Below are 14,449 nucleotides of genomic sequence, written 5' to 3' on the forward strand. Positions count from 1 at the left end.
GTCTCATGAAGCAGTTATTGAAGAAAATATATATCAGCATTGGTATTGCGGGCGCCTTTACCGTCGCTTCCTGTAATACTGATTTCCTGAATACAAAGCCATTGGGCGAAGCAACAAAAGATGATGTATGGCAGGATCCTGCACTGGCAGAAGCCTTTGTCAATGAAATATACAATGGACTGAGCAGCGGTGGTTTCCTGGAAACGATGCTGTCCTCTGCTACCGATGAAACCATGTTTACACATAACTATGGTATGAAGAACATGGGAGAAGCGACGATCAGTCCGACGGATGCGGAATATGTCAATACCAGGGGTACCTTCCAGTGGGGAGAGATGTACAAACGTATCCGCGCCTGTAACGTATTCTTCCAGAATATACAGAAGGTGCCTTTTGATAAAACGGCTACCGGAGAACGTCTGAAAGGAGAAGTCTATTTCCTGCGTGCTTATTACTATCATCAGCTGGTACGCGCTTATGGCGGTGTGCCACTGGTAGATGTGGTATATACATTGGATGATAAAGATTATACGATTGATCGTGCCAGTTTTTCTGATTGTGTGGAGCATATCGTGAAAGACTGTGATTCAGCCGTATTCTATCTGCACGCCAAAGACGCCAGTATTATTAAAGGCCGTGCCACAGAAGGAGCCGCAATGGCATTGAAGTCACGTATCCTGATTTATGCGGCGAGCGATCTGCATGATTTCCCTACCGCAAAGGCGAAATCAACTGTGGTAGCAGCTGCCCAGAAACCGGAAGTACTGGCTTATACCAGCGGTAGTCGTACAGAGCGCTGGCAACGTGCAAAGGCTGCGGCTAAAGCAGTGATGGACCTCGGTCGTTATTCACTGGCATTCCCCTCACCAGCTACACCGGAAGAAGCCAGCACGAATTATCAGCAGTTGTTCCTGGCGGATAATACAGAAAGCATCTTCTCCCGTTATTTCCTGAATACAAAATCAGAAGCCGGCGGACAGATCGGCCTTTACAATGGTCTGAATGGTTATCACAACTGGTCAGGTAACACGCCTACACAGTTACTCATCGATGATTATGAAATGAGTGATGGTACGCTTTTCAACTGGGGAGAAGCCAGTCATAAGGCGAATCCTTACCGCAACCGTGATCCGCGTTTTTATGCAAGTATCCTGTATGATGGAGCCAACTGGCGTCAGCGTCCTACCGACGTTGCATCCAAAGACCCGGCTAATCAGGCGCAGACCGGCGTCTATGAAGTATGGGACCCTGAGCAGCAGCGCATCATTAATTCTCCCGGACTGGACACCCGTCAGGGACCTGTTGAGAACTGGAACGGTAGCTTCACCGGCTACTACATGAAGAAATTCATCGATCCGAATGTGGATGCGCAATACTTCCGTCAGGAGGTGCCTTATCCGGTATTCCGTTATACAGAGATACTGTTCAACTATGCAGAAGCCTGTATCGAACTGGGTGAAGATGGAGAAGCACGGGATTACCTGAATAAGATCAGAACCCGTGCAGGTATGCCGGCTTTTACAGAATCCGGTGCTGCCCTGAAAGCACGCTTTCAAAGAGAAAAAGAGATCGAAATGGTGTTTGAAGAACAGCGTTTCTTCGATGTACGCCGCTGGATGATTGCACCTGCTACAGTAGGTCGTGCATTACGTGGCATCAACGTAGTAGGTAAGCTGAAACCAAATGTAAAGGTGACCTTATATCAGCGTAATGAAACCAATTATGATTACACCTATACAGCGGTGACCCTGGTCAATGAAAACAGGATCTGGCTGGACAAGATGTATTTCATGCCGCTGCAAAGAGATGAGATGAACAGGAATAATAAGCTGGTACAGAATCCAGGCTATTAATTCAATTAGGAATTAGGAATTAAGAATTAAGAATTGAAATGCAGCGGAGATCTTCGCGGTAATTCTTAATTCTTAATTCTTAATTCTTAATTCTTAATTCTTAATTCTTAATTCTTAATTCTTAATTCTTAATTCTTAGCCAGCGTTTTAAAATCTAGCCCATTTATCCTTTCAACACACACTAATCGCAAGAAATTCCTAATTCTTAATTCCTAATTCCTAATTGTTTTCCAACGTTTGAAATCGTCAGACTATCCTTGATCAGGGTCTTAGAAAATGCGATCAGGGCTTCCCCTCTGGCTATTTTATTAGGCAGATCAGGGTTGCTGATAGCAGCCTTTCCTATAGACACCATATCTGCCTGCGCCGCATTTAGCAGTTCTGTAGCCAATGTCATATCATGCATTCCTCCATTCACAATGACAGGCCGGCCGGTTATTTTCCTGGCGATACCATTCGAGGATCGTCCGTCACTGTATAAGGATTCTCTTCCCCAGTTACCACCTTCGGCAGCGATATGGATATAATCTGCTTCCAGTTCTTTTAGGACTTTGAAGATAGCCGTAGCAGCAGCTGCGCCTTCCGGCCATCTGTAAGAAAGATCGTTTACCTTACTTTCAGAGAGACGCATCCCAACAATGAAATCAGCCGGTACAGCGGCTTTGATCTCCTGGTATACTTCCATCAGAAAACGTAATCTGTTCCGATAATTACCCCCATACGCATCCTCTCTGATATTGGTATGAGGAGTAATGAACTGGTCAAGCAGGTAACCATTGGCGGCATGTATCTCTACGCCGTCAAATCCTGCGGCTACTGCCCTCAGAGCGGTGGCAACAAAACCCGCTTTAGCGGTGGCTAAGGTAGCCGTGGTCATAACGGCAGGCAACGGAAATGGCCCTTTGAGTCCATTGGCTTCTGTATTTCTGATACCAACAGGTTGTACGGCGGAAGGAGCGATGGTGTTGTCAGTATGTTGTACGAGGGCGCCACCGTGCATGAGTTGCAGGATGATAAGGGCGGTATTACCATTGGCATCCCGTCCCTCCTCATGGACTTTATCTACGACAGTTTTCCATCCTGCGAGTTGTGCTTCGTTGACGAGTCCGGGTTGATGGGCATCTGTCTGACTGAATAATGTATCTGTATAGGTACCTTCTGTAATGATCGTACCGAAGCCCCCGGCCGCAAATGCGGCATAATAGGCGGCCATTTCATCAGTAGGTACGCCTGTGGCAGTTGCGCTCCTCCTGGTCATGGGGGCCAGGGCAAACCTGTTTCTGCTGTATCTTTTTCCCAGTGTTAAGGGCTGAAATAATATCTGCTGCTGCTTAGTCATAAACCTTTGTTTTAGAATACAAAGGTCAGTCAGGAGGCGCCTACCGGACGTATAACTAATTTAATTTCGGATCTTATAATAGTTTAACGTTTATAGTTTTTCCTGATCTGGCTGAGGAATACGGGTGTGATTCCCAGGAAGGAAGCGATGAATTTCTGGGGGAGTCTTTGTTCCAGGTCAGGATATTTGGTGATCAGTGCTTCATAGCGTTCTGCACCGCTCATGGAGATGTTATTCAGGATCCGCTGATCCTGTGAAATCAGGGATTGCTGATTCAATATCCGCCAGAATCTTTCGAATACGGGTACATCATCAAACAGCTGGTCCAGCCCTGTTTTATCTATCTGTAAGATTGCACAGGGTTCCAGTGCAACGATATTGATACGGGAGGGTTTCTGCGATATAAAGCTGGTAGAGTCGGAGATCCACCAGTCTTCCATGGCGAAGTGCAGGGTGTGATCATTTCCTGCCTTGTCAGTATAGAAGGAGCGGAGGAAGCCTGAGCAGACGTAGTTCTCATACCGGCATACGTCTCCCTGTTGGAGGAGATACTGCCTGGGGAGTAGGCTGCGGAAGGTCAGCAGACTTACAAAACGTTCCTGTTCCGCTGCGCTGAGGCGGATACGCTGTTGTACATGGCCGATAATCTGTTGGTGAAGGTCCGTTAATGCTGGCGTCGCTCGCATAAGCGCTGGTTTCGGACAAATATAGCCGATTCCGCACAACAGGCGGGACCATTCAACGGATATCCCGAAAAATAGTAGGCGATGGATCTGTCTTTCCTGCTGTTTCCGGAAGTTTTCCCTTTTAGTTTTCGTAATTTTCCCCCGGCTTTATTCTTAATTAATTCAATACCATATGCCGATGCAAACAACAAGCAAGGTATTACTGATGTCTGTCATTGCGATGACGACTATCACTTCCTCCGTATTCGCAGGCGGACCTGATAAGCCAGGCGCCGCTGTCGTTAAACCTGATGCAGACAATGCAGGACTGAAACTGCCTGCGGGCTTTGGCGCACTCAAAGTAGCCGATGGCCTGGGCCGTACCCGCCACATTGCTGTGACTGACAACGGCAGTATCTATGTTAAACTGGACAGGGCAAAGAACAACAATGGTATCCTGTTCCTGCAGGACACCAATGGTGACGGCAAGGTCGATAAGCAGTCCGGTTTCGGTAACTATGGCGGAACAGGTATCTATGTGAAAGGCGATTACCTGTACGCTACTTCCAATGAAAACATCTACCGCTATAAGCTGGATGCACAGCAGCAGGTAACTGATCCGGCGCATCCGGAAACAGTGGTAAGCGGTCTACTGGACCGTCGTCAGCATGAGTCCAAGTCGATCGTACTCGATGATGCCGGCAACATTTATGTGAATGTGGGGGCTTATTCCAACTCTTGCCAGACCCAGGACAGAACACAGGGTTCTTTGGGGATGCAGCCTTGTCCGGTGCTGGACTCTGCCGGTGGTATCTGGCAGTTCAAAGCAGATAAACTGAACCAGGCATATGGCGATGGCGTACGTTATGCAACCGGTCTGAGAAACGTTGTCGGACTGGATTGGAACAAAAAACAAAACCAGCTTTTCGTCATGCAGCATGGCCGTGATCAGTTACATGATCTGTTCCCGTCTTTGTATACAGAGAAACAGTCTGCGGACTTACCGGCAGAATGTATGTATGCGTTGAAACAGGGATCTGACTGCGGATGGCCTTACATCTACTACGATCCGTTCACCAGCAAGAAAATGCTGGCGCCTGAATATGGTGGCGATGGCAAAAAGACAGGAGGTGAGACAGCGGAAGATCCTGTAGTAGCATTCCCGGCACATATGGCGCCTGACGGACTGCTGTTCTATACCGGCACCCAGTTCCCCGAGAAATACCGTAATGGTGCTTTTATCGCTTTCCATGGTTCCTGGAACCGTTCTCCGGAAAACCAGGCGGGATATTATGTGGTATTTGTACCGTTTAAAGATGGTAAACCATCCGGTAAATGGGAAGTATTCGCAGATGGATTTGCAGGACCTGGTCCGGTGAAGTCACCAGGAGATGCGCAACACCGTCCCTGCGGACTGGCACAGGGCCCTGATGGTTCACTGTATGTAACAGATGATGCGAAAGGAACAGTTTACAGGATCGTTTATAAGACAAAATAGTATGGGCAAATGGATACTGGCAGCAATGCCATTGTTAATAGCGGGATTATACGTGAGCGCGCAGGTGAAGAAACCAGCCAAATCTGCGGCAAAACCGGTAGCCGCATCTGCAGCAACTATCGCAAGGGGAAAGGCCTTATACCGGCAGTACTGTATCTCCTGTCACCAGGAGAATGGCAGCGGCGTACCCCGTATGAACCCACCGTTGATTAAAACGGAATATGTATTGGGCGATAAGCCAAGGCTGATCGGCATCTTACTGAACGGGTTCAACGAAGACGTAGAGATTAACGGTGATTACTATTCTAATCCGATGCCTTCACAGGCAGCACTGAAGGACCAGGAGATTGCCGACATCCTTTCTTATGTCAGAAACAGCTTTGGCAACAAGGCAAGTACCGTTTCAGCAACAGAAGTAACGCAGGTACGGGGAGCCAAAAAGTAATATAACACAAAGAATCTGAATATCTTAACAGCGACATGCACCCAATGTGGGTAAATGTCGCTGTTTTTTAATTGCTTTTGTCAAACAGATTTCTAACATTTGCGGAAAATTTTAGGGACATGTCAGTGAATCCAGAAGTGGTGCGGGAGGTTAGTGAATTCAATAATTATTACAATAGCCTGGCGGAGTTATTAAACAGGCACTTAGCGGACAATAATCTTTCTTTATCAGCACTCCGTGTACTGATAAAGCTGAGGGAAGAGGAAGAACAATGCACGGCGGGAAAACTGATTGCCAATCTGGGTATTGACGGCGGTTACCTGAGTCGTATACTTAAATCCTTTGAATCAAATCAGCTTATTGCCAAACGTAAATCCAACCTGGATGGCCGTACCTGGTATCTGCAACTGACCACAAAAGGGTCTAAATTGCTTGAAACCCTGGAACAGGGTTCAGCAGAACAGATCGGGAAACTGCTTGAGCCGGTACCGGCAGAGCAGCAGCTGGCATTGGCAGGCGCAATGAAAACCGTGCGTCACATCCTTTCTGACGACGCGAAGATCTCTCCGGAAGATATCACCTACAGACGTGATCTGCAACCGGGAGATGCTGGTTTTATCATGCACATGCACGGGTCGCTTTATGCGAAGGAAGCAGGTTACAACCTGGAATTCGAAACGCATACCTGTAAGACCTTCTATGAGTTCCTGGAAGCCTACAATTCTTCCAAGGATCAGGTATTCCTGGCGATGCACGGCAATCAGATCATCGGTTCTATCGCGGTACTGGGACATTCCCGTTACGCTACGCAGATGCGCTGGTTCCTGGTTCATCCGGATTACCGTGGTATCGGTATTGGTCAGCGACTGCTGACGGAAGCGATCAATGCGGCTAAAGAGAAGTTGTTCCAGAAAATCTATCTCATTACGACGAGTCAGCAGGTAGCAGCTACCTCCTTGTTTAAAAAGAACGGTTTCCGTAAGTCAGGAGAGAAACACATGCCAATGTGGGGCTTACAGCTGACGGAAGAACGTTATGAGATTGACCTGATTTAAGCAGGCGACATTTATTGTTAACCCCCCTTGCTTTATTTAAAATAATTAGATATTTTTATTTCGCTGTAGTTCTATCCAGGGTAAAATGTAGTTATCATACATAAACCCTTTTGAAATGAAGAATCCGTTCATCCTTCATTATCTCTCTTCCATTTACATACTTTTCATAAGCCGTCGTTTTAAGACGGGAGGCATTGTTCTGTTTAATGCTGGTTATATAACCCACCGGCATTGGTATATTCCGTCGTTTTGTGCTGTGAGTTGAAAACCCATAAGTTGATCCTATGCCCAGGGTCAGACCAGTCCGAACAGGTCCGGACAGTCCTTAACCTGATCCAGATAAGCATCATCAAACCTAAACAAACCCGATCTCCGCTGCATTACAATTCTTAATTCTTAATTCTTGATTCTTAATTCCTAATTCCTAATTCTTTAATGTTTTATTACTCACTAAATACTGATCCTTCAAAACCGTTTCAAACATGAAATCACTTCTACAAGTGGCCGTACTGTTGCTGTGTATGCAGTTCAGTTCATTCGGCCAGCTCGCTAATTTCAATTCCACGGCTGAGGCCCTGCAAACAAGTATGTACAACACTTTTGGTACCCCTAACAACAACTACTGGTGGTGCGCCAATGGTGTACATGCGTTACTGGACGGTTATACCCGTACCCGTTCCGAAACTTACAAGACACGTATGAAAGCCCTTTTACTGAACACAAAGGCATCAAATGGCAACACCTACATCAATTATTTCTATGATGACATGGATTGGATGGGTATTGCTACACTACGCGCCTGGGATGAAACCGGCGACGTGGATTATTACAATGTGGCCAGTCAGCTGTGGACCGACATCAAGGGCGGTTTCAGTAATGGCGCGATCGACTGGAACAAAGGCTGTGTCGGTTGTAAGAATTCCTGTGCCAATGCACCTGCCATCATCCTGGGTGCAAGGATGTACCGGATTAACAATTCAGCAACTGATCTGCAGCTGATCAAGGACATTTTCACTTTTATGAAGGCTAACCTGGTAGACCCGACTACCGGCGCTGTATGGGATAATATCAACCTGAGCACCGGCGTTACCAACAAGGATTGGATCTTCTCTTACAACGTAGGTACATTCATCGGCGCAGGCTGGGAGCTGTACAAGATTACCGGCGATACTTACTATCTGAATGAAGCAGTAAAAACAGCAGATTATGCCATGAATTCCAGACGTACCAATGGTATGTTTTTCGCGAACGAAACCGGTAATGGTGATGGTGGATTATTCAAAGGCATCTTCATGCGTTATCTCACAGAACTGGCAAGAGAAGGTAACATTTCTGCCACTAAGCGGGCGGCCTATAATGAGGCGATCCGCTTCAATGCACAGACACTGAAAACGAATGGTATCAATCCTTCTACCAACCTGGTAGGCGCTAACTGGTCACAACAGCCATCAGGTTCTACCGATTATGCTACACAGCTGAGCGGTGTGATGCTGATTGAAGCAGCAGCCTTACTGGATCAGTCTTTCTTCTTTAAAGATGTCAACTATGGCGGCAGTTACTGGGGATTGAGCGTTGGTAGTTACAATACGGCTGCACTGGTGGCAAAAGGTATTGCCAACAATGATGTCACCGCTTTTGCAATCCCTGCAGGTTATCAGGCGACCCTTTACAAGAATGATAACTTCACCGGTGGCAGTCTGGTAGTGACAGGCAACAGCGCCTGGATTGGCGCTCCCTGGAATGATAGTACCTCTTCTATTATCATCAGCTATACCGCAGGTGCATCTTTCTTCAAAGACTGTAATTACACTGGTGCAGTGGTGAGTTTGCCGGCAGGTGACTATACCCTTGCGCAGCTACAGGCCATTGGTATTCTGAATGATGATATCTCTTCTTTCCGTGTCAGCAGTGGTTACCAGGTGATCCTTTATGAGAACGACAACTTTGCTGGTACATCTGTCACAGCGACTGCTGATAACAGTTGTCTGGTGGCACAGAACTTCAATGATAAAGCCACTTCAATCCGTATTACCGCTACAGGTGCAGCACCGGCAGCGGTGACTACAGCAAGGGTGAATACGATCGAAAAAAGCCTGCTGAAAGGCGTGACCTTATATCCTAACCCTGCAGGTAATACGTTGTACCTGAAGTCAGGTGCGGACCTGCTGGGTGCAGACGTAACGGTAGTGGATATGTCGGGAAGGGTCGTTCTCCGCAATCGCCTGACAGCCAACAATCTGAACGTATCGCGTTTAGGCAGCGGCGTATATTGGATCACGATTGTGAAAGATGGTAAAAAAAGTACAATTTCTTTCGTGAAATAACTGATTGTAACAGAATCCTCTATACTTTAAAGGCCGGTCTTCCTTCGGGAGGGCTGGCCTTCCTGTTGCAAAATCCCACCGGATTCATGTATATTTGTGGGCATAATACCTCAAGGGACGGTTCGTGAATGTCAAAGTGTTGTTATGATTATCTTATTGTACCCCCGGAATGACGTTTATACGCTATAATAGACTGAATATCATTTTAATATATTAGATTGCTGTATGCTGAAAGTTGCTGCAAGGAGTATTCCTTTGTTTTCTTTTAACATTGTTTTTTTATTGTTTTTCTCCCATTCGCTTTCCGGCGTAAAGGGCGACAAGTCTCCTGTATATGCTGAGATCAGATATACGGATAGTCTGGCATTGCGTCAGGATACAACCTTCTACCCGGTAGTAGATACCTTGCCTGATACGATCAGTTTTTCCATTGTGGGCGATCTGATGGTGGGTTCATCTTATCCGGCTAAAGCCTTTTTACCGACAGAGGAGGAGGGAAATATCTTACAATATGCGATGCCTTTATTGCAGGAGACCGATTTGCGTATCGGCAACCTGGAGAGTGCGGTATCTGACAGCGCAAAGGTGTTTAAGAATTGCGGAAACTCTACTCAGTGTTTCGCTTTCCGTACCCCCTACAAACAGGCTATGTGGTATAAGGAAGCAGGGTTTGAGTACCTGAACCTGGCCAATAACCACTCTTATGACTTCGGTCAGAAAGGAGTAACACATACCCTGGGTTTCCTGGACAGTGTGAATATCAAGACCAGTGGAGTGCCACAACGGGTATTTGATACCCTGACCGTCAGGAATACCAGGATTGGTTTTGTCTCATTTGCACCCCATACAGGTTGTCTGGACATGAATGACGACTCCCTGGTAAGGGCTACGATTGCTGAGGTACGTCCGCTTTGTCAGTTGCTGGTTGTTTTCTTCCATGGCGGTGGCGAAGGCGCTGCCCGTACCCATACGCCGAAGGGAAGGGAGTTCTTTTTGGGGCAGAACAGGGGTGATGTTAGACATTTCGCTCATATGTGTATCAATGAAGGAGCAGATCTCGTAATCGGCTCAGGCCCCCACGTAGTAAGGGGTATGGAGCGTTATAAAGGTAAATTAGTGGCTTATAGTTTAGGAAATTTTGCAACTTATCATCAATTCAATTTAAAATATCCCAATAATATTGCACCTTTGCTGCGGGTAAAAATCACCAGCGAGGGAAACCTTGTCGAGCATAAAGTGTTTTCTTTCCTGCAAGAGGGGGAAGGCATACCTAAACCGGATACAACATCGAAAGCTTTCAAAATGATCCGAACTTTATCTGCCGAGGACTTTAGTTATCAGGCGGTCGAAGAAGGGGTCTTTGACTAAAACATCATGTTACTGTGAAGAAGTTATTGCCGATAATCATATCAGTTGCCAGCATTACCACTGTTGCGGCACAAATAAAGAAAAAGCCAGTTAAACACGCACCAGCGAAGAAACATACAACTGCTTACCATAAGAAAGCGACGACCCATAAGTCCAAAGCGGTTGTCCATCATAAGGTCGTGACACCACCACCGATGCCTGACAGTTTGTATTTCCCAAACTCAGATATCACCGTCAATACATACGATACCTCAGGCTTGCGTAACAACATCAAGCAACTGTTCGCCGTACTGGAGTCAGAACTGGGTAAACCATACATCCGTGGCGCTATCGGTCCTATGGCCTTTGATTGCAGCGGTCTGATCAAGTTTGGTTTCTCCTTTATCGGTATGACCCTGCCACGTACAGCAGCTGAAATGAGCAACCTGGGTAACCTCATCACCGTATCGGACTTCACCCCCGGCGATCTGCTGTTCTTCACCGGACGTAGTACCAAATCCAAAGTAAAAAGAGTCGCACACGTAGGTTGTGTGTACAAAGTAGACAATGGGAAGGTGCTGATGATCCATTCCAGCAACCAGGGCGTGAACATTGTAGATATCACGAACAGTGAGTACTATAAGAAGCGTTTTATCGCTGCGAAAAGGGTTATTGAAGTAGATTCTACCAATACAGTAATACCGATGAAGGAAGGGAATCTTACAGATTATTAATTCTCCTGATTTTAATTGTTTTATTTGATCATAGTGGTCAAGTATATCATATTGCCTTTAAAACGGCCTTGCAGAAGGTGTTTTAAAGGCATTGTTATTGAAGATATTTCCCTGTTTATATACGCTGTTGCGTGGAATGTCTCAGCGCAAATACTACTGCCTTGATATAAAAGAATCTGCGAATGATCTGCTTCAGATGCTTACCCCCCAATTCGTAATTCCTAATTCTTAATTCCTAATTCTTCCTTATTTTTAGTTGTGGCCATAAAATAGCCCTGAACCAAAAACAATCATATGGATGCACAGCAACTGGACATGAACCGGAACGAAGATGCGATGCGCAAATCTCTTAGCACGCTCAGACAACGTCTCTCCGTCATCGAACAGGGAGGAGGTAAAAAGAACCTCGAAAAAGTGCGGCAGAGAGGAAAGTTGACCCCGAGAGAAAGAATTGCTTATCTGCTGGACAAAGACACCCCTTTTACAGAAATCGGCGCCTTTGCCGCTTATGACATGTACGCTGAGCATGGTGGTTGTCCTGCAGCAGGTACTGTCGGTGGTATTGGCTATATCAGCGGCCGTCAGTGTATGATCGTCGCCAATGATATGACCGTGAAAGCCGGCGCCTGGTTTCCGCTGACAGGCAAAAAGAACCTGCGCCTGCAGGAGATTGCCATGGAAAACAGACTGCCTGTGATCTACCTGGTTGACAGTGCAGGCGTCTACCTGCCGATGCAGGATGAAATATTCCCGGATAAAGAACATTTTGGCCGCATCTTCCGCAACAATGCCCGCATGAGCGCTATGGGTATTACCCAGATCGCTGCCGTTATGGGTAGTTGTGTAGCGGGTGGCGCATACCTGCCGATTATGAGTGATGAAGTACTCATGGTGAATGGGAATGGTTCCATTTTCCTGGCCGGACCTTACCTCGTAAAAGCAGCTATCGGTGAAACCGTGGATGCGGAAACATTAGGCGGAGCCGTTACCCATACTGAGATCTCCGGTATCGCCGATTATAAATTTGACAGCGATGAAGAATGCCTTGATCAGATTAAAAAGATCGTCAGCAAAATAGGAGATCCTGCAAGTGCCGGCTTTAACCGGGCAGTGCCTGCGCTTCCGGAGAAAGATCCTGCTACCCTGTACAGCGTCATTCCGGAAGATAGTACCCGTCCTTATGATATGCTGGAGGTGATTCACCGCTTAGTAGACCGTTCTGAGTTTGATCAATATAAAGAAGACTATGGCAAGACAATTCTCTGCGGATATGCCCGCATTGATGGCTGGGCGGTAGGGATTGTTGCCAATCAGCGGAAGATGGTGAAAAGCAAAAAAGGAGAGATGCAGATGGGCGGTGTTATTTACAACGACAGCGCAGACAAGGCAGCCCGTTTTATCATGAACTGTAACCAGAAAAAAATTCCGCTGGTATTCCTTCAGGACGTCACTGGTTTTATGGTTGGCAGTCGCAGTGAACATGCCGGCATCATCAAGGATGGCGCTAAACTGGTGAATGCCGTAGCCAATTCGGTAGTGCCTAAATTCACTGTTATCGTAGGTAACTCTTATGGTGCAGGCAACTATGCCATGTGCGGTAAAGCATATGATCCGCGTTTTATCTATGCATGGCCTAATGCCAAGATCGCAGTGATGGGTGGAGAACAGGCAGCTAAAACATTGCTTCAGATACAGGTGGCTTCGCTGAAAGCAAAAGGAGAGGAGATCTCTCCGGAAGAAGAAAGCCGTTTGCTGAATGAAATCACTGAACGCTATAACAGTCAGACGACACCGTATTATGCTGCTGCGCGTTTATGGGTAGATGAGATCATAGATCCGCAGGATACACGTAAAATACTGTCTGAAAGCATTGCGGCTGCGAATAATGCGCCCGTAGAAGATAGCTTTAGCCTCGGTGTATTCCAGGTGTAAAAGCATAGCGCTTAATCCTTATCTTTGCCCGCTATGTCAGAAGTTATTATTTACACGGACGGTTCCTCCCGCGGTAACCCAGGCCCAGGTGGCTATGGTGTTGTGCTGATGTGGAACAGTGTCCGCAAGGAATTATCACAGGGATATCGCCTCACCACCAACAACCGTATGGAACTGATGGCAGTTATCGTAGCCCTCGAAGCATTGAAGAGAGACGGACTCCAGGTCAAGATCTTTACAGATAGCCAGTATGTAGTCAACAGCGTTGAAAAAGGCTGGCTCTGGGGCTGGGTTAAGACCGGTTTTAAAGACAAAAAGAATAAGGACCTCTGGCAGCGTTTTATTCCTGCTTTTAAAAAACACCAGGTGAAGTTCAATTGGGTAAAAGGACACTCCACTAATCCTTTGAACAACCGTTGCGACGAACTGGCCACACAGGCTGCCGATAGCGGCAACTGGCTGGATGATGTCGGCTTCGAAGGAGAATAGATACAAATACCAATATTTTAAAAAGGGCTGTTGCGCGAAGGCGGACAGCCCTTTTTCATGCATCTATCTCAGGCACTTTAACATTTATTTAATGAAAAATTGAAATTTGTCCACCATTATCTATAATTTATCCACTCGTTATAATTAGAATACATATTACATTTACATCATTATTATTTCAACTGTCTAAAAGGAAAAGATTATGACACACTGGAAGATCGATGAATCACACAGCGAAATTGGATTCAAAGTAAAACACCTGATGATCACAAACGTAAGCGGTTACTTTACGGAGTTTACAGGAAGTGTTAAGACTGAAAGCGCGGATTTTCACGATGCGACGATCACTTTTGAAGCAACAACAGCGAGCATCACTACCAACAACAAACAGAGAGACGAGCACCTGAAAGGTGGTGAGTTCTTCGATACAGAGCATCATCCTAAAATCTCTTTCGTATCTAAAAAGATTAAAAAAGTAACAGAAGAAGAATATAAACTGATCGGCGATCTGACGATCAAAGGTCATACGCATAGTATCGAACTCGATGTTTTACGCAATGGTGTTGTGACAGATCCATACGGACAGGAGAAAGAAGGCTTTTCCATCAAAGGCCGCCTGCACCGCGCAGACTACGGACTGCGTTGGAATGCAGCTACAGAAGCAGGTAGCATCGTACTGAGCGATGAAGTAAAACTGCTGATGGAAGTGCAGCTGGTAAAAGAATCTGTGCCTGTATTGGCATGAGCAGCTGCCCCCGGACAGTAAAC

12 protein-coding genes are annotated in these 14,449 nt (G+C 46.4%); 10 read left to right on the forward strand and 2 right to left on the reverse strand.

Annotated elements, in window-relative coordinates; all coding sequences use genetic code 11:
• Positions 1-5: 5 nt before the first annotated feature.
• On the forward strand, positions 6-1,853 hold the full coding sequence (locus tag CPIN_RS18095; protein WP_012791279.1) for a RagB/SusD family nutrient uptake outer membrane protein: 1,848 nt from the start codon (positions 6-8) through the stop codon (positions 1,851-1,853).
• A 205-nt stretch (positions 1,854-2,058) separates the two neighbouring features.
• Here CPIN_RS18095 and CPIN_RS18100 read toward each other — a convergent pair whose 3' ends face one another.
• Together CPIN_RS18100 and CPIN_RS18105 are read right to left on the reverse strand one after the other, a co-directional pair.
• The gene (locus CPIN_RS18100; protein WP_012791280.1) at positions 2,059-3,192 is read right to left on the reverse strand and encodes an oxidoreductase; all 1,134 of its coding nucleotides are present in this window, start codon (positions 3,190-3,192) and stop codon (positions 2,059-2,061) included.
• 83 nt (positions 3,193-3,275) lie between these two features.
• Positions 3,276-3,878, reverse strand: coding sequence for a Crp/Fnr family transcriptional regulator (locus CPIN_RS18105; RefSeq protein WP_012791281.1), 603 nt, complete (start codon positions 3,876-3,878; stop codon positions 3,276-3,278).
• A gap of 178 nt (positions 3,879-4,056) precedes the next feature.
• Between CPIN_RS18105 and CPIN_RS18110 the strand changes: the two genes are divergently transcribed.
• From CPIN_RS18110 to CPIN_RS18150, 9 genes are all read left to right on the forward strand, one after another.
• Positions 4,057-5,355, forward strand: coding sequence for a PQQ-dependent sugar dehydrogenase (locus CPIN_RS18110; protein ID WP_063715327.1), 1,299 nt, complete (start codon positions 4,057-4,059; stop codon positions 5,353-5,355).
• A 1-nt stretch (position 5,356) separates the two neighbouring features.
• A complete protein-coding gene (locus CPIN_RS18115) occupies positions 5,357-5,800 on the forward strand; it encodes a c-type cytochrome (RefSeq protein ID WP_012791283.1) in 444 nt (147 codons plus the stop codon).
• Positions 5,801-5,919: 119 nt separating this feature from the next.
• Complete coding sequence (locus CPIN_RS18120) at positions 5,920-6,855, forward strand: bifunctional helix-turn-helix transcriptional regulator/GNAT family N-acetyltransferase (RefSeq protein ID WP_012791284.1); 936 nt, start codon at positions 5,920-5,922, stop codon at positions 6,853-6,855.
• 482 nt (positions 6,856-7,337) lie between these two features.
• Positions 7,338-9,179: a glycoside hydrolase family 76 protein gene (locus CPIN_RS36765; protein WP_012791286.1), complete on the forward strand. Its 1,842-nt coding sequence runs from the start codon at positions 7,338-7,340 to the stop codon at positions 9,177-9,179.
• Between the two features lie 225 nt (positions 9,180-9,404).
• Positions 9,405-10,547, forward strand: a complete 1,143-nt coding sequence (locus tag CPIN_RS18130) for a CapA family protein (RefSeq protein ID WP_012791287.1) — start codon at positions 9,405-9,407, stop codon at positions 10,545-10,547.
• A 14-nt stretch (positions 10,548-10,561) separates the two neighbouring features.
• Positions 10,562-11,260 (forward strand): C40 family peptidase, encoded by a 699-nt coding sequence (locus CPIN_RS36770; RefSeq protein ID WP_012791288.1) that lies wholly within the window; start codon positions 10,562-10,564, stop codon positions 11,258-11,260.
• A gap of 294 nt (positions 11,261-11,554) precedes the next feature.
• Positions 11,555-13,192, forward strand: a complete 1,638-nt coding sequence (locus tag CPIN_RS18140; protein WP_012791289.1) for an acyl-CoA carboxylase subunit beta — start codon at positions 11,555-11,557, stop codon at positions 13,190-13,192.
• 33 nt (positions 13,193-13,225) lie between these two features.
• Positions 13,226-13,681 (forward strand): ribonuclease HI, encoded by a 456-nt coding sequence (gene rnhA / locus CPIN_RS18145; RefSeq protein WP_012791290.1) that lies wholly within the window; start codon positions 13,226-13,228, stop codon positions 13,679-13,681.
• A 202-nt stretch (positions 13,682-13,883) separates the two neighbouring features.
• Complete coding sequence (locus CPIN_RS18150) at positions 13,884-14,426, forward strand: YceI family protein (protein WP_012791291.1); 543 nt, start codon at positions 13,884-13,886, stop codon at positions 14,424-14,426.
• Positions 14,427-14,449 lie beyond the last annotated feature (23 nt).

It is taken from the genome of Chitinophaga pinensis DSM 2588, from assembly GCF_000024005.1.
GTDB classification, from domain to species: domain Bacteria; phylum Bacteroidota; class Bacteroidia; order Chitinophagales; family Chitinophagaceae; genus Chitinophaga; species Chitinophaga pinensis.

Excerpts from the sequence above, each read along its gene's own strand:
- CPIN_RS18095 (WP_012791279.1), top strand. The coding sequence starts at position 6 with ATGAAGCAGTTATTGAAGAAAATATATATCAGCATTGGTATTGCGGGC.
- CPIN_RS18100 (WP_012791280.1), bottom strand. The coding sequence starts at position 3,192 with ATGACTAAGCAGCAGCAGATATTATTTCAGCCCTTAACACTGGGAAAA.
- CPIN_RS18105 (WP_012791281.1), bottom strand. The coding sequence starts at position 3,878 with ATGCGAGCGACGCCAGCATTAACGGACCTTCACCAACAGATTATCGGC.
- CPIN_RS18110 (WP_063715327.1), top strand. The coding sequence starts at position 4,057 with ATGCAAACAACAAGCAAGGTATTACTGATGTCTGTCATTGCGATGACG.
- CPIN_RS18115 (WP_012791283.1), top strand. The coding sequence starts at position 5,357 with ATGGGCAAATGGATACTGGCAGCAATGCCATTGTTAATAGCGGGATTA.
- CPIN_RS18120 (WP_012791284.1), top strand. The coding sequence starts at position 5,920 with ATGTCAGTGAATCCAGAAGTGGTGCGGGAGGTTAGTGAATTCAATAAT.
- CPIN_RS36765 (WP_012791286.1), top strand. The coding sequence starts at position 7,338 with ATGAAATCACTTCTACAAGTGGCCGTACTGTTGCTGTGTATGCAGTTC.
- CPIN_RS18130 (WP_012791287.1), top strand. The coding sequence starts at position 9,405 with ATGCTGAAAGTTGCTGCAAGGAGTATTCCTTTGTTTTCTTTTAACATT.
- CPIN_RS18140 (WP_012791289.1), top strand. The coding sequence starts at position 11,555 with ATGGATGCACAGCAACTGGACATGAACCGGAACGAAGATGCGATGCGC.
- rnhA (WP_012791290.1), top strand. The coding sequence starts at position 13,226 with ATGTCAGAAGTTATTATTTACACGGACGGTTCCTCCCGCGGTAACCCA.
- CPIN_RS18150 (WP_012791291.1), top strand. The coding sequence starts at position 13,884 with ATGACACACTGGAAGATCGATGAATCACACAGCGAAATTGGATTCAAA.